Consider the following 18,055-nt stretch of genomic DNA (forward strand, 5'->3'; position numbering starts at 1 on the left):
AAAATCCATAACATACCGAATTTTTGTTCGCGGACCGAGAACGCACGACGCCCCAGTTCATGGAATAGCAGCCGTAACGGTGATGTTCACCGGCGCCTGCAACCTGACCTGTGATGCACTTTCCCTCTAACGGTAATAAAAAATTAATAATATCGCTTGTATGGCAATAATTCTCGTATTACAACAATTCACCGTTTTTTGTGCTTTCCTGCAACAATTCCTTTCTTCCTTTCCCGAGATCCGAACAAAGCTATAATCGGAAACAGAAAAAGCCGCATCTGCGGCTTTTTCTTCATGCTCAATGAACATAGTGGCATCAGGTTTTACTGAGCCATGAACCGTAAACCTCCCTGCGCCGCTCAAAGGCTTCCCGCCCTCCCTCCATCACTGAAATGATATGCTGTTGTACAGAGGAGGCATCCACGCCCCCACCGGCCGCCTGGATCTTCCCGTCTGAATATTCACAGGCACAGACATTTTCTGCATCTCCCAGCACCGGAATGTTTGCATTGTGAGTGGCAAAGATAAATTGCGTGCGGGGTTTCATTGCCCGGATGATTTTAATCACGTCGTCATAAATCGTCTGATTGTCCAGGTCGTCTTCGGGCTGATCGATGATCACCACATCATTATCCTGCTGATTCAGAACAAACAGCATTAAAGCGGAGGCGCGCTGACCCAGCGAATGCTGTTCCAGGGGTTTGCCACGGAATTCAATGGAGTAGGTATTGGGTATTTGCCAGGAAATCAGCGATTCAATCTGCTGTTCCAGATACTCGCTGAACGTCTCCGCAGACCCGCTGATAATCCCCGGGATTTTGTCCCTGTTCAGCCAGAGTTCACCAAAGTCTCTGAAGGCGTCAGCAACGGTCTGGTAGGTACTTTCCCGCAGCCGGCTGCCGGTAAAGGCCTCTTTCAGAATGGCCTGCATGGCTTTTTTGTCGTTTGCAAAGGATGGCACGATCTTCAGGGGCGAGCCGGCCTGGCTGATGCCGGCCAGCACGGCTTCAATTTCCTGATATTCTTCCACCCAGAGTTCATACAATTGGCTCAGCGCCTCTGTCAGACTTTTCTCCAGTAACGCCTGACTGCTTTCAGCCCGGGTCAGTTCGGCAATTTTCTGTTCCGCACGTTCCAGCCCGGCCTTCAGCTTCAGAAAGTCAGCCGGATCGGCGTTTTCCACGCCTGCCAGCCGCAGTTCTTCAGCCAGTCCACGCTCTATTTCGGCAAATTCCTCCGTCAGCGCCAGCTTTTTCTCCAGGAAGGCCTGCTGCTTCGTATCGAGTTCTGTGAGGAGCCGGCGGGCGCCGTCCACGATGGTGTTCAGGGAGTCGAGATGGGCCGTGAAGCGTTCATATCCCGCACTGTAATCATCAATGTCTGCCTGGTTATGCGCTGACTCATGTTTCTGCTCCTGCTTCAGCTCATCGAGTGTTTCTCTGATCCCGTCCTGCAGACTGTCCAGCGCCAGGGTTGCCCGTGCAGTGGTACTGCTGAGGTAGCGCTCATCCCGTCCGAAGGTGGTCTGATGCGCCAGTTTTTCTTCCATACCATGCTGGGCATAAAAGCGCAGGCGGAACTGCGCATCCCTTTCTTTCGCCTGCCATTCGGAAAGTGTTTCTCCTGTTGTTTTCAGACGACGATACTCGCGTAACCTGTCGAGGACGACTTCATTCTGCTGCCGGATTTTGTTCCGCACGGCGGCCAGGCGCTCCCCGACCAGTTTTTCAATCAGGTCGTGTTCAAATCCCGCGCCGGTATTGGACAGATCTTTCTGGCCAAAATACACCGGCTTGTGCAGAACCGTTTCCCGAAGCGCCACCCCGTGCCGGGCCTGACCGTCAAAAATAACCTGCGGCTCCTGACCGAAGATGCGGGTTATCTGATAGGCCCGTCCGTGACGGCACACGGCGTCAACGGTAATCTTCCCCCCGCTTTTGAGCATATTACTGACCAGATTTTCTTTGTAGTCGCGGTCAGAGGCCTTCTCGCCAAACGGAATGTCCAGGGCATACCGGATCCCTTCAAGAATGGAGGATTTGCCGCTGCCGCGGATCCCAATCAGGGTGTTCAGCTCCGGAGATAATTTGACCACGGTTCCGCCGAGCGAACCGGCTCCCTCGAAGGCTATCTGGCGGATGTGGCTGTGGATCAGGGCCGGTTTCTCCGGGCCGACGCGATGCGGGAAATCCTGCAGCGCAAAGCGGACAGCGTCAAAACTGTAATCACCCAGTTTCAGGTAACTTGCGACTTTTCTGGCACCGATGTGATCCAGCGTTTTGGCATCGCATCCCTGGACTTCGGCAGGATAGCGCGCACCGAGCACGCCCTGAATTTTGACCCGCAGGTCATGGGTCATTACTTTCTGAAATCCCGTCACGCGCCGGCGGACAAGGTCATTATCAAAAAGCTCCCCGATCCGGCCAGGGCTCAGCCCTCCCCATAACCCGTTATCCGCCTCAACGTGGGCAAACACGATAAAGTAATCCCGTTCGTACCGGTCAAGGCGCTGGATGGTCTGTGTGATATTTTCTGTTGAACGGGCATTTTCGTTCTCAAAATTATCAACGCCCGCAAACGTGGCCGTCAGGAAACTTTCAATATGGTTCGTCTGCTGCGGATTGATAAACCACTCATCGGCAAACACCACGAGCGTGTGCACGCCGGCCTGACCGTCATTAACGGACAACTCAACGCCGGGAAGCAGCCCTATGCCTTCACGGCGTGCGGCTCTGCGCAGGGCCTTAAACTCGCCGGGATCGAATTTATTATGATTGGTGATCACGCCCATTCCCACATGAGCCGCTTTCAGGGCACTGACGTAGTCGCGAATATATTCGTCGGGTTCCCCGGCATAACGAAATTCTTTGTCTGCACGGGTATGCAGGTGAAAATCCACCTTGACCCAGCAGGATCCATTCTCAAATACGGGATACATTCCCTGATACCTTTATTCAGTCGCTTATGAATGCCCGGAGGCCAAATAATGTCATTCATAGTAAGGCGATCCCGTTCCGGCTTCATTTTATTTCCATCGCCGGTTAACCAATCTTTGATCTGAACCCCGGCCGCATTTAAACAGTGACAAAGGAGAATGTCCGATTGACTTCCAGTCATGAGTTTTCGGGCAAAAGAGTAAGGTAATTATTGCACTCAGAACAATAGTGTTCTAACAGCAATAATAGTCAGTATTTATTGCCAATGTAGCAGCAGAGTGTTTCTCTTCTCATGTAGATCCGATTTCTGGTGGTTCCGGATCTCCGTCAGCCCCACCGGCGCGTGGCAGCGCAGAAACACAACATGTGCCACACTGTCAGCTGCGTTTTTATCTATATGTTGTGTTTACCCCCTGCCCCGTGACCGGCCGCACAGCACCGGAAAAGGGCGGTGTGGTTATTCCCTGACCGTGGTACACTTCCGGAAACTGCATTATAGCCTAAAAATCGGATCTCACCGGAACGGTCTTCCGGTAATTTAACAGTGTGGCTATACGTCTGCTTATTATCAGCCTGAAAATGATGACGGCATGGGAAAATCATCCGGGTGACAGACGCAGGGTTGTGCGAAGCTGATTATGCTGCGCGTCATAATTACTCTTAACAATTATAAGCCTGGTAAGGAAATGTATGGGTTATGAGGATGTGATCGACGGGCTCATTGCTGAGGGCTATAAAAAAGTGACCCTTTGCTCGCATATGCTGATTACGGAGGATGACAGCAGTATTCAGCAATTATTCCTTCTCAGCGAATATGATCATGTGGTTGCCAGGAAGCTCAGCCTTCCAGGCTGTGACGGATGGACCATACTGCACTGGCCGGTCGCGCCGTCACGCAGTTCTGATTTGAAGGAAATATGGGGCATCGACCTGACGCAAAGGGATGAGGCCGTGACGAGACTGTGTCTCTTCAGTTAACCGGTGGCGGGATTTGTTAAATGCGGGGGGATAACTTATGGGAAGCACCAAAGAATGGCTATGTGAAGTTCAGGAGGAGCGGGCCCATGAATGGGTAATCACTAATTATCCTGAAGCAGAAGAAGGAACTCCTGAATGGGAACACGCTTTGCAGGAATATGGCTGGTTTCAGGACTGGATGGAAGAAGCCGCCGAACAGCAAGATTTTGAGGCATCCCTTGAGCGGATTCCCGATCGTCTTCATGAAGCTCTGGACGAACTTCGAGAACTGGAAAGCCTGATCATTAACGACCAGCCCAACATCGCTTTAAGGATGGCCTTTGCTCACACTGTAACCGTGCTGGACAGCTTCCTTATGTACAGCGCACGCGCGCTTCTTAATCATCTGCCTCACCTTCAACTTTTCCTTCAGAATGCAGATTCCTTGGTCCGTAATAAGGAAGACAGAAAAGTCCTACGTGACCCTTTGTGGAGCGAGCAGGAACCTAATGTTAAAACACCTGATAAGGCTTACATCTGGCGAGCTCAGGCTCTAGTGTCGAAGATGACATTTCAGAACCCTAAAATCATAACAAGATACTTTTCAACCATGCTAGTTTCGCCTCATTACTGGAAGACTGAGCAACTGCAAGTCGTGATCAATACACGAAACGATCTGGTTCACCGTAATGGAATTACTCTGAGCCATGAACCTGTCGATATCTGGCCTGACCGGGTTAAGGACGCTATCCGGCTGGTTTCTGATTTTATTGAAACAGCCGCAGTCACCCTGCTCCAAGAAGATGCCCTGTATCGTACCGATGACGAAATATTTTAAACAATGGATACAGAAATGAACCATGACAAGGTGGCTGCCCAGGCGGCAGAAGAGATCATTGAACTGCTGATGCTGTGCCAGCAGCTGCAGTCGGAAAAGGACGGCCGGGAACGGCCGGCGCCCGGAACATATTCCCGCGATGAGGATGAATTTGCCGATCGTAATCGTTCCGCATGCGGGCACGCCCTGCAGCTGCGCCGGCTGCTTCCGGTAACGACGACCCTGAGCGCCATCGGCACAGAGATGGAACGCCGGGGAGAAATCAATGTGCTCACGGGCGAGGATTACGCGCAGAAAGCACTGGCACGACTTACAGTGCAATACCTGTCCACCTGGGACAATAAACAATGATACCGGCAATCCCAGGCCAGGGCGTTTCTTTCTCTGCCGCGCAGCTGCCGGTGGCCATCGACTACCCTGCCGCGCTGGCCCTGCGCCAGATGGCGCTCGTTCAGGACGAACTGCCGAAATATCTACTGGCGCCGGAAGTGAGTGCCCTGCTCCACTATGTACCCGATCTCCACCGCAAGATGCTGCTGGCAACCCTCTGGAACACAGGCGCGCGCATTAACGAGGCGCTAGCGCTGACCCGGAGTGATTTTTCTCTGGCGCCGCCCTACCCGTTCGTACAGCTTGCCACACTCAAGCAGCGGGCGGAGAAAGCGGCCCGAACGGCCGGCCGCTCGCCTGCCGGCAGTCAGGCGCATCGCCTGGTTCCGCTTTCCGATTCGAACTATGTCGGTCAGCTGGAGATGATGGTGGCCACGCTGAAAATACCTCTTGAACGACGTAACAAGCGAAGCGGTAGAACCGAAAAGGCGCGCATCTGGGAGATCACCGACCGGACGGTCCGCACCTGGCTCAGCGAAGCGGTTGAAGCGGCAGCGGCCGACGGGGTGACGTTCTCCGTGCCGGTGACGCCGCACACGTTCCGCCATTCCTACGCGATGCACATGCTGTACGCAGGCATACCGCTGAAGGTGCTGCAGAGTTTAATGGGGCACAAGAGCATCAGCTCGACGGAGGTGTATACGAAGGTGTTTGCGCTCGATGTGGCAGCACGGCACCGGGTGCAGTTCCAGATGCCGGGCGATGAGGCGGTGGCGTTGCTTAAAAAAATAGGTGGCTAAGATAGCAATCTAACAAGATAGTAAGTTACCATCTTACCATCTTACCATCTTACCATCTTGTTAATTTATCAATGCCGCCACTTCTAATTACCAACTTAATAAGTTAGTAACTTATTAAGTTAATATTATTTTAATCTAGATTTTTCAATTAGTTGAGAGATTTCCTCTCGTGATAAATTTTCTAATGCCATCACTGCAGCTCTAACAACATCGGATCTATTTACTCTCCTGTTCCCTGATAACATCTCTTCCTTTATGACATTATCAATTGAGTTAAGATTCTCTTCAGCAAGAGAGATACTGACTGGTTTTGCTTTACTAGTCGCAGATTTATTACTTGGTTCATCTGGATTTTTTGCGGTGAGACCAGCTGTGCCTCCGTTTATAAACGAAGCTTCGTCCCTTGGCGGTGTTTGTGCTCTATTCCTCACAGAATGATCTCCTTAACCAGAGCTTCAATTTCTTCTTGGGCTTTGATGTTCTGTGTTTCAAAAATAGTCATTGATTCGGCCCAGGCATCCCTGTGAGCTTTTCTGTCACATACGCGAGCATTAGACAGATTCATTTCCGGAAAGTCTTTGAGAACATCCGCTGCCTGATTAGCTTCATTAACGAACATGTTAGTTGGTGTCATATTCAACACTAAATACCCACGTACCGACTCGTTGAAATCTTTAGCTGCAGTAAAGACAGAGCATGTGTGAGGAACGACATCCAAATCCATTTGGGACGGTCGTAAAGGGGAAATAAACACATCTGCAGCCATTAATCCGCTTCGCATCTCTGCACTGTCACGGCCAGCACAATCGGCGATAACAAAGTCATAAGATTTTTCATGCTCTTTTAGCATGGCTTTGATGTTGCCGGACGCTCCAGTAACAGGCATATGAGGCAAGTTCTCTGGTCGATTATTATACCAAGTCAGCACTGATTTTTGATCGTCGGCATCTACAATGAGAACTCGCTTTCCTAGTGCCATAAGATATGCAGCGATGGAAACTGCGAGCGTACTTTTACCTACTCCACCTTTTTGACTACCAAGAACAATGATCATATTCCGCACACCCTGTTTGTTATCTTGTTAAGATAATAGGATAATAAAAATTAATTATCAATATGCCTCGGCATTGATATCTTGTTATCATATTAACTTACTTTGTTAATAATTGAATTAAATTCAATACTCTATGAACAATGACAATATACTTATCATCTTAATAAGATATTATGATATCAAGATACGATCTTGTTATCGCAATCACACTTTTGAGTGAAGGAGTAAATCAATGGACCTGGTTTGGAAAAAAAATCCAAGGGGAAGGCTTGAAAGGAAACTGAATCTGGCAGAGAGAGAGGCATTGCTGCATGTTTTCAGCAATGGTCGAAAACCCGCTCAGGCTGATTTACGTATAGCAAATTCTGTGCTTGAAGAAATGGACCGCCGTAAGTTGTGGTTAAAATGTGATTGCGTCGAACATGACCCGAACATTGAAGGTCCTTTTAACTGTGAGGTTAACGTTGCCAGGTTACGCCACGTCAAGACGACAAGACAGCATGATGAACAGTGCCCTTTGTTCAGGCTAAAGAAAAATAAGGATGCTGATAACACTATCCCTGAAGGAAAAACCAGCCCATTAAATCCGGTTGGCGGGAATGACTGGTTACCCGACAAGAAGAAAGACACCAAAATCAACGCTGTGGAAGGGCCGGTGGTGCCCCGTAAGCGTCGACGCAAAACTCTTAAACCCATTCCAGCTCTGGGCCGAAAATTGCTGACTCTCATTCAGGCAGCTGGCCTGAACCAACTTGAACTAGTACCTGAATATAAAAGTCCGGGGTTAGTCGGTTCGGTCAATAGAATAAAAGAAGTTCTGGATGAACATACAATGGGCAATGGAACACAGCTTAATAGGCTGTTCAGTTGCGCGCCCTGGTTGTCACTCGAACGGATTAACGACATGCTGACTCAGCTAGAAGTTTCACTGCAGACTGATAGCAGTGATAAGGAGGCATGCGTGTATATCATTGGTATTGCGACCGATGCCAATCGGGAAGAAGTAACCTTTAGCGTTCGGAGTAATACTTTTATCCATAGGCCTGAAGCTCGAGTCAGTATCAATGGAGAAAGCACCTACAACACTGGCAGTCGGGCCCCATACTGGGCAATTCTGGAATACCGCAGAGGTAGGGATGGCAAGGTTTACTGCCATGAGGGCTATGCGCATGCCGCGTATACGCTTGATAATCCGGTACCTGTGGATAGCAACAAAGAGCGCGATACACTGAAGGTAATTATAAACGCCAGCAGCTATGCTGGCCGTCAGGAAAATCATCCGGATGCGATCAGCCTCAGCAAGCCACTTTTCACGTCTAAAAGCACTAAGAATGGGGTTGAGGAGGTCATTCATCCTGACTTCATACTGAATGTGGTTCCGAGCAAAGAAAACACAGTTACCACTTTCATCATTGAAACAATGGGCTCTGAATCCGAGGAGTATGTCGAGCGTAAACTACAAACACATAGCTGGATGGAGCAGGAAGGTGTGCTCTTAACTGATCCTCCGGGCTGGCCAGAACCTCCGGACAGGACATTTAACAGCTTCCTGCTCAAACACATTTTTAGTGCAGGTAAAATGCACCAATAGTTACAGGCAGCGGTTTTGAATTCAAATAGTGACAATGCACCCTCAGCCAGAAGTGGAAAGGACGCTCTTAAGTGTGACAAACGACACTCAGGGCTGAGGGGAGATGTGACAAGCTGCTCTGAACTAAATGTGACAAATTGCCCTCATTAGGTGTTTTTAAAGCACAAAATTGGCACCATTTAGTTCCTGAAAACCAGTCAGGGCAATGGAAGGCAAACTGTTCTGTGACAAATCACCCTGAGAGCTTTAACTCTAGTGTGACAAACCACCCTGCTAATTGTGACAAATCACCCTCAAAGCTCACTCAGGTGTGATCGACATTATGTCGCTGAAAGAAAAGACTATATGAGTCGTCTGGCGGCCTTTCTTTTTCTCTATATAAGACAGGCGCATTGGCGTTCTGCTGTTAATCTCATCTACACTCGCCTGCAGGAACCGACGGCGAAAGTCCGGCATACGCTGATAACTTTGCGGAAGCTGATAGCGCTCCATGATCCAGTCTATTTTCAGGGATACTACGCCAGAGCCATCCGGCTTACGGTACTGGCATAGTGACTCGTACAGGCGCATGGCATAGGGATTGGTGATCTCTTTCGTTTCACTTAGTCGGAACTGTGTGAAACGGTTCTGAAGGCCAATAAAGAAAGGAATGAGGTACGGGTTAATATGAACGCTGTAGAGCCCTCTGGAGGGACTATGGGCACGTTTGATGAACCAGGGAAAGGACTCATAACCTTTTTCTTCCCCGGCATCCTCTTCAGGCCGATAAAAGACCACTTCTTTACCCGCGAATCCCTTGAGAGCCTGACGGATATCTTTGCTGGCCTCGGCGGAGGTCAATCCGAAGGTTTCCGCATACTTGGCGACCTGAATTTCACATATCCCGTCATGCTCCTGCAGCGTACCGTCAGATTTTCTGATCTGGTCCACAAAGAGATAAAGCATACGCTTTTGATCGCGAGAAAGACTGTATGCCGCCTCAGTCAGTTCGTTTGACTGGACAATTCGCGGGCTATTCTTACGTTTTTTATGGTTGATAACCGCAACTTCCGTCATGACAGGTCCGTGTAAAGTGTGACAGGAATTTAGATTGTCACACTAATTGAAAAAGAGTCAACAGGTTGGGATAACTTTGTGGAATACAGCAAATCATGAGGGCAATTTGTCACAGGGTTAAGGGCAATCTGTCACACTTTAAGAGGGAGGTTGAGGGTGATTTGTCACACTGAAAGGGCAGATTGTCACACTGATCCTTCTCAAACCCGCATGAATAAAGGGCTGAGAGGTATTCTAAAAAGGTAAACCTAACAACCCTTTAAAAAGATCTTATAAAAATATGCCCGTGGATAAGTGGATGAAGCAGAGCGGGGTATCTATTAAACTCCGAGCGTAAGCAGAATTTGTCCGTGCAGTTCCCTGGTGCTTCCTCGCTCACTCGCGGGCTTCGCCCTGTCGTTCGGCTGCGGCGAGCACTACTGGCTCTCTCTGAAAGGCGAAATTTAACTGATACTCGCTATGGGGATATCTTTCCAGCGGGTGGTGTAGGCAGGGGAGAGCATATCGCGTTTCATTTGCCATGCAGGGGCAATCCCTCGCCCGGCAAACCAGACCTGTCCCAGACCGGAATGATTAATGCCATCGAGAACCTTCATCAGCTCAGCGCTGTGAGGACGTGGCGGACGTTCGTCGAACAGCTGCAGCTGCGAAACACCTGAGTCGGTAAAGTCATTCAGCATCACCCCGGCTTTGGCATACCGATGCCCATCCTTCCAGATGTGCTCCAGAGCCGCTGTGGCGGCCGCAATGATATCCCGGGTGTCCTGAGTGGGGGTAAGTAGTTTCTCTGTGGCCACGTTGCCGTAATAAGGCTCTTTAACGGCGAACGGGGACGTTTTAATGAAAACGGAAATATGCCGGCAATACTGGCGCTCTTTACGCAGCTTTTCTGAGGCCCGCTCTGCGTACTGACAGACAGCCTGCCGCAGCGAATCGTATTCAGTGACCTTCTCGCCGAAGCTACGGCTGCAGACGATCTGCTGCTTTGTTGGCGGGGCTTCTTCAAGCGACATGCAGCTTTCCCCGTTCAGTTCGCGTACTGTTCGCTCGAGAACGACGGAGAAATTTTTGCGGATAAAGGCCGGGTTCGTCAGGGCCAGATCGAGCGCGGTTTTGATGCCCAGAACATTGAGCTTGCGTGCAATACGGTTTCCCACGCCCCAGATCTCTTCGACCGGCTGCAGTGAAAGCAGTTTCCGCGTTCGCTGTGGATTCCCCCGAGTCAGTGCGAGCACACCATGAAACTGTTTCCACTCTTTTGAGGCCCACTGGGCTGATTTTGCCAAGGTTTTCGTCGGCCCGGCACCCACGCCGATTGTCAGACGGGTACAGTCATACACATGCTGGCGCAGTTGCCGGCCGAAGTCCTCCAGGTCCATGCAGTGCTCAACGCCGGTCAGGTCGAGGAACATCTCGTCAATCGAATACTGTTCCACCCTGGGGGCCAGCTCCTCCAGGCAGCTCATCACGCGTGCCGACATCGAGGCATAAAGTTCATAGTTGCTGGAGAATGCGTATATTTTTTCCGGGTACCTTTCGTTTTTCATCTGAAACCACGGCGTGCCCATTTTGATCCAGGGCTTTGCCTCGGCACTTCTTGCGATTACGCAGCCATCGTTATTACTGAGCACCACAACCGGCTTTCCTTTCAAATCCGGGCGGAAAACGCGTTCGCAGCTGGCATAAAAGCTGTTCACATCGGCCAGGGCAAACATCAGTACATCTCCCTCGGGCGGTGGATGATGTGCGTGACGACGCCAAAGATATCCAGATCGTCCGGGTCGGGATAGATCGGCGACCAGGCGGCGTTCATGGGCTGCAGCGTCAGTCGTGGCGTCAGCAGCAGTCGTTTGACCGTAAACTCCCCCTGCACGCTGGCCACAACAATATCGCCATGCCGGGGCTTCTCGGCACAGTCCACAACCAGCAGATCGCCATTGTAAAGGCTGCCGTCGGCCATGCTGTCACCGCTGGCGCGAAGGTAGTAAGTCGCGCTCGGATGCCGTATGCAGTAATCATGGAGATCCAGATCAGATTCGACATAGTCAGCAGCAGGGCTGGGAAAACCGCAGCTGGCCAGGTCTGCAAACAACGGATGGGCCTGTGGCGGGAGTTCTTTCCCGGTGCTGAAAAGCTGCAGTTTCATCTTTCCTCCTGACGTCTAAATATACTGGTTATTTATACAGTATATTTAACAGCGTGAGGATAATCCAGATCGCCTGCGCCATGAACAGAGTGAGTAACCTAAGCTACTCAAAATGTTCGTAAATATCATTTTGATTCTTTATTGTTACTCATAATGAGAAATAAGGCTTTTATTTTTCCATTTTGCTCTTATAATATGTATCAAATTGAGTTTAATTGACGGAGCATAATGATGAATATTTACTGCGATGATGGTTCAACTAATGTTAAGCTGGCATGGTTTGAAGGAAGCGAGCTGCAGACCCGGGTTTCTGCTAACTCCTTCCGGCATGGCTGGAAAGTGGCGGAGTTCAGTGCTGCAACGTTCAACTATCAGGTGGGCACGCTGAAATACACCTGGGACAGCGTCAGCCGGGATGCCATCCCGACAACAAACGTGGAGTATCAGTACGGTGATCTCAACCTGCTGGCCGTGCATCATGCGCTGCTGAACAGCGGGCTTGAGCCGCAGCCGGTGAGCCTGACCGTGACGCTGCCCCTGAGCGAGTATTATGACGGGGACTGCCAGCGGAACGAGGAGAACATCCGACGCAAACGGGAAAACCTGATGCGTGAGCTGGTTCTGAATAAGGGCAGGGCATTTACCGTAACGGACGTGAAGGTGATGCCGGAATCACTGCCGGCGGCGTTCTCCCGTCTCGCGGAGCTGAAGCCCGGACCCGCAGAGTCCACCCTGATTATCGATCTCGGCGGAACCACGCTCGATGCCGGCGTGATTGTCGGACAGTTTGACGATATCAGTGCGGTACACGGCAATCCGTCTGTCGGCGTGTCGCAGGTCACCCGCGCAGCAGCAGGCGCGCTGCGGGCTGCAGACAGCGAAACCAGCGCGCTTATTGCTGACACGGTCATCCGCAACCGCAATGATCGTCAGTATCTGCAGCGTGTGATCAACGATGCCGGAAAAATCGACGATGTGCTGAACAAAATTACAGAGGCAATCACTTCCCTGGGCGCGCGTGTCACCAGTGAGCTGACGGCCTTCAGGAACGTTAACCGGGTATTCCTGGTCGGGGGAGGGGCATCCCTCATTGAAGAGGCTATCCGTCAGGCCTGGCCTCTGGCTCCTGACCGTATCGAGGTTATAGGCGATCCGCAGCTGGCTCTGGCCAGAGAGATTGCCCTTTACAATAAAGAGGACTAAACGTGCCGGACGGCCAGTATTCTTTCTATCTGCACAACGACGATCGCACCGACATCGCGGCGATGGCGACCATCAGCACCATCTCACAGCCCCTGCGCGGTGACTTCATCCGGACCGCCGCCACCGCCGGGGCGGTGATGTACCAGACGGATGCCCGTTTACCGGCGCTGATCCCGGTGTTCTTTGACGGGCATCTGAGCGCCATCCGGCTTTGCGCCGTGATGGCCCTGGTCTCCGGCACCTGGTCTTCACTCTCAGGACTTCCTGATGAGCCTGATGGTGGCGTGGCGGCTCTGGCCATGTCACCGGAGACGGAATACCAGCGCCGGCGTTACACCCTGACGCTTCAGGATGACCGGAGCAGTGAACGGGTTGAGCGTGTGCTGACGGGCGTGTCATCCCGCCTGCGTGGAGAGCTGCTGAGAAACCTGATTATCACCGGTCTGGCCCTGCATACGACCGCACCGGAGCTGCCGCGTCTGCTGGCCAGTATGCCGGTACCGCCCGGCACGCTCAGCGAGCTGCAGGTTCTGGTTCAGCAGATGGCCGGTACGGCTGAAGTGAGTATGGCTGCAGTGCCGGAGAAGCCAGCACAGCCTGCCGCGCCGGTATCCGCTGAAGCGACCAGGATAAAGAAAAATATGCGACGGGCATTTGGAGACTAAAACATGTCAGTGATTAAACAGAAGGCGGAGCAGTGCATTCATAACTTTCTGCGCGCCCGGAACGTGCCTGAATCTCAGTGGCCGGATCTGGTTAAGAAGACCGGCAGGGGAATGATACTGGCAGGCGTGGCCGTTGTGGTTCCCGGCGTTCTGGCTGATAACATCTCCCTGCCGGTGACCATTGCGATGCAGGTCTGTTACGCCTCACTGATCGGCCTCGGGGTTCTCCTGGCGTTTGACGAGAAAAAACCAAAGGGGCGGGGATGAATATGAACATTAACCTGAAGGAAACCGTATGAAGCTTGAAGAACTGTCAGGAGACGAACGTACACTGGTTATTTTGGCACTGCAGGCGCTGCACCGTGAGAGACTGAGCGCAGCAAATGCCGTCTTTACGGTCTGTAGTCTGGCCGGAAAAGAGCAGCCGCCGGAAGATATTTTTGGGCTGCGTGAAGTACAGGATGCGCTGAGACGCATCGGTGCTGCACCTGCGCGTTGAATCCGGCCCCTACACTTCAGAACTAAAAAACGGCAGGCTGATATCCCTGCCGCCAGACATTACCTCATTTTTATCCTCTGCCTCACCCTCCTGAATAAAAAGGAAGTCGTTTCTCTCCGCCTGATTGCCGCCAGCCGGCGGCGTGTTCAACGCCGTGCCTTCACGCTAACCCGGCCGCTGCGGTCGCAAGGGTTTACGTTGTCTCCGTCCTCACCCGTTCGCATCTTTCACGGTGCATTCAGCCCGTGAAAGGCTTGCGCTGCGGCTTGCGGCGTCGCCCCTGCGCCCTCCACTTTCCGCCGGGTTTTTGTGGCGGCACGGCGCAACAGGGTGCTGGATGCTGAGGACACAACCATGTTCAGACTGACCTGTATTGAACTCGATAACGGCGAGTTTGCCGTCTATATCAATCACCATTACCTGTGGAGTGAGGATGCCTGCTCAGAGCGGCTTTCCCTGGGGGAGGTTCTGGAACAGCTCTCCATGCTTCCAGGCGTGGAATTACAGACCTTGCATGAACCCGTGCCGGAGGACGATGACTGGTGCTGGAACGACATCGCCGATCGCGTACTGCCGTCGCGTCCAGCATGTCGTGATAATGTGACGGTGGCAGGGCTCATCGCCAGGCTGAAGCAGTACCCACCGGATGCACTGTGTCTGGGAACGTTCTGGCTGGAAGATGATTTCCTGTCGCTCGATGGCAGTCTGTCAGAGGAGGAAATTGCAGAAGCCATGCGTATCTGCGACCACAGCCACGATGCAGGCATCGGTTTTAACTGGGACACGCTGCAGTTCTCTATCGACCACGTGAAGGGGCGCTGAAAAAAAGGACACCATCCGGGGAGGTGGTGTCCTGAAGCCATGCAATTCGTTAAGGATGTCGGTTCCCTCCGCCTTATTGCCGCCAGCTGGCGGCGTGTTCAACGCCGTGCCTTCACGCTAACCCGGCCGCTACGGTCGCAAGGGTTTACGTTGTCGCCGTCCTCACCCGTTCGCACCTTTCACGGTGCATTCAGCCCGTGAAAGGCTTGCGCTGCGGCTTGCGGTGTCGCCCCTGCGCCCTCCGCTTTCCGCCGGGTTTTTGTGGCGGCACGGCGCAAGAGGGTGCCGCATATCAGAGAGGAGTGTGTCTATGTCCCGTTTTATTCTGGGTGACTGCGTGCAGGTGATGTCCCGTTTTCCGGCGCGTGCCGTCGATTTTATTCTTACCGATCCGCCTTATCTGGTTGGCTATAAGGACCGTACCGGCCGCACCCTGGCCGGGGACAACTCTGCCGAATGGCTCCAGCCCGCCTGCCATGAAATGTACCGCGTGCTGAAAAACGACAGCCTTATGGTGAGCTTCTATGCCTGGAACCGCGCGGATCTGTTTCTGAATGCGTGGAAAGCGGCCGGCTTCCGGGTGGTTGGCCATATCGTTTTTGCCAAGAGCTACGCCTCAAAATCGACGTTCGTGGGTTACACCCATGAGAGCGCCTACCTGCTGGCGAAGGGGAGGCCGCAAACCCCGGACCGTCCCATCCCGGACGTGATCCCCTGGAAATACACGGGCAACCGACACCATCCGACGGAGAAGCCGGTGCAGAGCCTGCGGCCACTGATTGAATCGTTCACGCGTCCGGGGGCCATTGTCCTTGACCCGTTCGCCGGCAGCGGCTCCACCTGCGTGGCCGCCGCCGAAGCCAGCCGCCGCTATATCGGGATCGAGATGCTTGAGCAGTACCACGCCGCCGGCGTCCGCCGTCTGGCACAGGTTGAACGGGCGAGAAGGATGCCGGCGGCCAATGACGGCGCGTTTTACCCTGACTGGCCGGAGGCAGCATGAATTACCCGGGCCTTGAACACCTGCGCGCGGACGTGGCCGCGCTCAGCAATGCCATGTGTGATGTGCGGATGCTGCTGAACCGCCTCGAATCGCAACACCGGCACGACGCGGCAACGCTTACTGAACGTATGGCAGCGCAGACCCTGCGCCGGATCAACACCCTGCTACTGGAAGCCTACCGCGAAGCCCTGGTGCTGGACGAGACTTTTCAGGACTGACTGACCCTGCCGGGCTGAGGCCCGGCCTGTAATCCCTTACAAGAGAGAAAAAAACAATGTACGGAACCCGCGAAGAACTTTGTGAAGATCTTGAAAACATGTTCACGCCTGACGAACTCCTGGTCCTGCTGGTCTGGACGGAGGAGGGGATTAGCGTGGCCTGCCGTGAAGCCCAGCCAGAACCGGACGGGGCTGAAATCCGGGAAGTGATGAAGGCGCTCGGCGAAATGAAAATGACGCAATACCGCCAGCAGGGGGTAAATAATCTGACTGTCAGCGATCTTCTGACCCGTCAGCGCGAAGCGGCAAACCGTGAGGTGAGTGTACCGGCGGTACTTCTGTCCCGCATCCTGCGTAACTATGAATGCGAGCTGGAAAACCGGATCGGTATGGCCTGGGAAGCCGGGCGGCAGGAGCCGGAATCCGTCAGGGATGAGCTGAATAACGTTCGCGCCTTACAGGAGGCGCTGGCCGCCTGAGTTAACGCCGGGGTAACGCCCCGGCAACCGGTGGCCATCCACTGCGAAAAGGATGTCAGTGCCTTCCGCTTTTATCCGCCGCCGCCCTCCGGGCCACGTCGGGACAATGAAACTCCCCTGAAGCTCCGTGCGATGACGGCATGCGCCGTGACTTCACTGTAGCCCGGCCGCATCGGCCACAAGGGTTCGCTGACGCCTCCGTCCTCACCCGTTCGCACCCTTCACGGTGCATTCAGCCCGTGAAGGCTTTGCGCTGCGGCTTGCGGCGTCGCCCCTGTGTCCTCCGCTTTTCGCCGGTCTGTCGTGTCGTCACGGCGATGCCGGAACCGAGAATATGTTAACCGTGGAGGATCTATGAACCAGACCGTGACCTGTGATGCTGTTCGTCTTGAGGGTGCGCAGCGCCTGACTTTCCTGCCTGATTTGTTTGGCGGCGATTTTATGACGTCCGAGGCATCCGTGTACGCCTACGCCCAGCGCTACTGCCCCGAGTATCAGGGAGGATTCTGGCAATTTTACCGGCTGCCGGACGGGGGCGGATTTATGGCTCCGGATGTGGAGAGCCTGACCCTGTGCAATCCGGAAAACTGGTTTGAGCAGACTGTCAGCGGGGAAGTGGCGGGGATCATCCTCACGGCACTGGTACTGAATCACCGTAGCTGGCACCACAGCAACCATGACCATGAAGAACTGTGCCGCCACTTCTGCCGCCGTTATGAGCAGCTTATGGCATTTGCTGACACCCATCCGGAAAGCTCCACCATCTGGCGTGCCCTTGACTGACTGACCACGGGCGGCGATGCCGCCCGATAAAAGGAGAAAAACATGATTGGTACAGCAAGAGAAATTGCCCTTGAAATGTTCAGACATTCCGACCTCGATGGCGAGAAATACGTTTTCGCCTGCTGGAATCGAAATGACATTCGTTGCGTCTGTCTTGACTGGGATTTAACCGATGAGGAACTGGATGAAGTCCTGCGTCGGCTAAGTTCCTGCCTTGAAAGCGGCGCGGATATCGGCCAGATACGGGCGATAGTCGAAACCATGCTCGATGAGCGACGCGAGAAGCGAACCGTGACTATTCCCGCGAAATCGCTGGCCTTAGTCATGCAGCTTGCAGGACGGGAGATGCAACGTATCGCCGTATGCGCGGAGGATGGCGGTGGATCAGCTGAAGAAACCCTGAAAGAAGAAAATGACGTCATGATGAGCCTGCGCGCGGCGCTCGATGCCTGACAGAAAAGCCGGAGGCATTGCCTCCGGAAACAGAACAAAAGGAAAACACCATGCAACTGTCACCGGAAACCCGCAGTATCCTGCGCCAGTATAAAACGCTCATCAACGAGCGACGTCGTGAATCCGGACTCAGCCCTGTAACCACCGCGAAAGTACTTGATGAGATCTGCGAATCTGCTACCCGCCAGTGCGCCGTCTATCTTTGCGGCCACTTCATTCTCC

General features: G+C 53.0%; 22 protein-coding genes. 16 read left to right on the plus strand and 6 right to left on the minus strand.

Annotated features, from left to right (window positions below):
• Positions 1 to 316: 316 nt before the first annotated feature.
• Positions 317 to 2,938, minus strand: a complete 2,622-nt coding sequence (locus AC4OVS_RS00475) for a TrlF family AAA-like ATPase (RefSeq protein ID WP_491922107.1) — start codon at positions 2,936 to 2,938, stop codon at positions 317 to 319.
• Positions 2,939 to 3,626: 688 nt separating this feature from the next.
• Here AC4OVS_RS00475 and AC4OVS_RS00480 point away from each other — a divergent pair.
• Genes AC4OVS_RS00480 through AC4OVS_RS00495 form a run of 4 tightly spaced genes read left to right on the plus strand, consistent with a single transcriptional unit; the run spans position 3,627 to position 5,861 of the window.
• Positions 3,627 to 3,914 (plus strand): hypothetical protein, encoded by a 288-nt coding sequence (locus AC4OVS_RS00480; protein ID WP_491922108.1) that lies wholly within the window; start codon positions 3,627 to 3,629, stop codon positions 3,912 to 3,914.
• A gap of 37 nt (positions 3,915 to 3,951) precedes the next feature.
• Entirely contained in the window at positions 3,952 to 4,731 is a 780-nt protein-coding gene (locus tag AC4OVS_RS00485) for a hypothetical protein (protein WP_491922109.1), read from the plus strand.
• 15 nt (positions 4,732 to 4,746) lie between these two features.
• Complete coding sequence (locus AC4OVS_RS00490; protein WP_491922110.1) at positions 4,747 to 5,082, plus strand: hypothetical protein; 336 nt, start codon at positions 4,747 to 4,749, stop codon at positions 5,080 to 5,082.
• Positions 5,079 to 5,861 carry a site-specific integrase gene (locus AC4OVS_RS00495; protein WP_491922111.1) on the plus strand — a complete coding sequence of 261 codons (783 nt, stop codon included), beginning with the start codon at positions 5,079 to 5,081 and terminating at the stop codon, positions 5,859 to 5,861. The genes AC4OVS_RS00490 and AC4OVS_RS00495 overlap by 4 nt, the downstream gene beginning before the upstream one ends.
• Positions 5,862 to 5,986: 125 nt before the next feature.
• Here AC4OVS_RS00495 and AC4OVS_RS00500 read toward each other — a convergent pair whose 3' ends face one another.
• Both AC4OVS_RS00500 and AC4OVS_RS00505 read right to left on the minus strand, forming a co-directional pair.
• Positions 5,987 to 6,292 (minus strand): ribbon-helix-helix domain-containing protein, encoded by a 306-nt coding sequence (locus AC4OVS_RS00500; protein ID WP_071995340.1) that lies wholly within the window; start codon positions 6,290 to 6,292, stop codon positions 5,987 to 5,989.
• Positions 6,289 to 6,915 (minus strand): ParA family plasmid-partitioning AAA ATPase, encoded by a 627-nt coding sequence (locus AC4OVS_RS00505; RefSeq protein WP_008502208.1) that lies wholly within the window; start codon positions 6,913 to 6,915, stop codon positions 6,289 to 6,291. Before AC4OVS_RS00505 ends, AC4OVS_RS00500 begins: the two co-directional genes overlap by 4 nt.
• 232 nt (positions 6,916 to 7,147) lie before the next feature.
• On the opposite strand from AC4OVS_RS00505, the gene AC4OVS_RS00510 reads away from it, so the two are divergent.
• Complete coding sequence (locus AC4OVS_RS00510) at positions 7,148 to 8,506, plus strand: DUF8534 domain-containing protein (RefSeq protein ID WP_491922112.1); 1,359 nt, start codon at positions 7,148 to 7,150, stop codon at positions 8,504 to 8,506.
• Between the two features lie 300 nt (positions 8,507 to 8,806).
• Here the strand turns inward: AC4OVS_RS00510 and repE are convergent, their stop codons facing one another.
• The 3 genes from repE to umuD form a co-directional block, all read right to left on the minus strand.
• A complete protein-coding gene (gene repE / locus AC4OVS_RS00515; RefSeq protein WP_008502210.1) occupies positions 8,807 to 9,562 on the minus strand; it encodes a replication initiation protein RepE in 756 nt (251 codons plus the stop codon).
• Between the two features lie 443 nt (positions 9,563 to 10,005).
• A complete protein-coding gene (locus tag AC4OVS_RS00520; RefSeq protein WP_491922113.1) occupies positions 10,006 to 11,277 on the minus strand; it encodes a Y-family DNA polymerase in 1,272 nt (423 codons plus the stop codon).
• On the minus strand, positions 11,277 to 11,708 hold the full coding sequence (gene umuD / locus AC4OVS_RS00525; protein WP_032663686.1) for a translesion error-prone DNA polymerase V autoproteolytic subunit: 432 nt from the start codon (positions 11,706 to 11,708) through the stop codon (positions 11,277 to 11,279). The genes AC4OVS_RS00520 and umuD overlap by 1 nt, the downstream gene beginning before the upstream one ends.
• Positions 11,709 to 11,939: 231 nt before the next feature.
• Here umuD and parM point away from each other — a divergent pair, with 231 nt between their 5' ends.
• The 11 genes from parM to AC4OVS_RS00580 all read left to right on the plus strand — a co-directional run.
• On the plus strand, positions 11,940 to 12,911 hold the full coding sequence (parM, locus tag AC4OVS_RS00530; protein ID WP_491922121.1) for a plasmid segregation protein ParM domain-containing protein: 972 nt from the start codon (positions 11,940 to 11,942) through the stop codon (positions 12,909 to 12,911).
• A 2-nt stretch (positions 12,912 to 12,913) separates the two neighbouring features.
• Positions 12,914 to 13,576, plus strand: coding sequence for a plasmid partitioning/stability family protein (locus tag AC4OVS_RS00535; protein WP_491922114.1), 663 nt, complete (start codon positions 12,914 to 12,916; stop codon positions 13,574 to 13,576).
• A gap of 3 nt (positions 13,577 to 13,579) precedes the next feature.
• Positions 13,580 to 13,843, plus strand: a complete 264-nt coding sequence (locus tag AC4OVS_RS00540) for a hypothetical protein (RefSeq protein ID WP_032663691.1) — start codon at positions 13,580 to 13,582, stop codon at positions 13,841 to 13,843.
• Between the two features lie 28 nt (positions 13,844 to 13,871).
• Positions 13,872 to 14,075: a hypothetical protein gene (locus AC4OVS_RS00545; protein WP_491922115.1), complete on the plus strand. Its 204-nt coding sequence runs from the start codon at positions 13,872 to 13,874 to the stop codon at positions 14,073 to 14,075.
• 354 nt (positions 14,076 to 14,429) lie between these two features.
• Positions 14,430 to 14,897: a hypothetical protein gene (locus tag AC4OVS_RS00550; RefSeq protein WP_491922116.1), complete on the plus strand. Its 468-nt coding sequence runs from the start codon at positions 14,430 to 14,432 to the stop codon at positions 14,895 to 14,897.
• Positions 14,898 to 15,207: 310 nt separating this feature from the next.
• On the plus strand, positions 15,208 to 15,900 hold the full coding sequence (locus tag AC4OVS_RS00555) for a DNA methylase (RefSeq protein WP_045325837.1): 693 nt from the start codon (positions 15,208 to 15,210) through the stop codon (positions 15,898 to 15,900).
• Complete coding sequence (locus AC4OVS_RS00560; RefSeq protein ID WP_013087144.1) at positions 15,897 to 16,118, plus strand: YubE family protein; 222 nt, start codon at positions 15,897 to 15,899, stop codon at positions 16,116 to 16,118. Before AC4OVS_RS00555 ends, AC4OVS_RS00560 begins: the two co-directional genes overlap by 4 nt.
• A 56-nt stretch (positions 16,119 to 16,174) precedes the next feature.
• Positions 16,175 to 16,597 (plus strand): DUF1380 family protein, encoded by a 423-nt coding sequence (locus AC4OVS_RS00565; protein WP_491922117.1) that lies wholly within the window; start codon positions 16,175 to 16,177, stop codon positions 16,595 to 16,597.
• A gap of 354 nt (positions 16,598 to 16,951) precedes the next feature.
• The gene (locus AC4OVS_RS00570) at positions 16,952 to 17,380 is read left to right on the plus strand and encodes an antirestriction protein (RefSeq protein ID WP_491922118.1); all 429 of its coding nucleotides are present in this window, start codon (positions 16,952 to 16,954) and stop codon (positions 17,378 to 17,380) included.
• Positions 17,381 to 17,422: 42 nt separating this feature from the next.
• Complete coding sequence (locus tag AC4OVS_RS00575) at positions 17,423 to 17,833, plus strand: hypothetical protein (RefSeq protein WP_422707546.1); 411 nt, start codon at positions 17,423 to 17,425, stop codon at positions 17,831 to 17,833.
• Positions 17,834 to 17,883: 50 nt separating this feature from the next.
• The coding region (locus AC4OVS_RS00580; RefSeq protein ID WP_491922122.1) for a hypothetical protein at positions 17,884 to 18,055 on the plus strand (172 nt) is incomplete at its 3' end.

Source organism: Enterobacter sp. 4974935, from assembly GCF_058661735.1.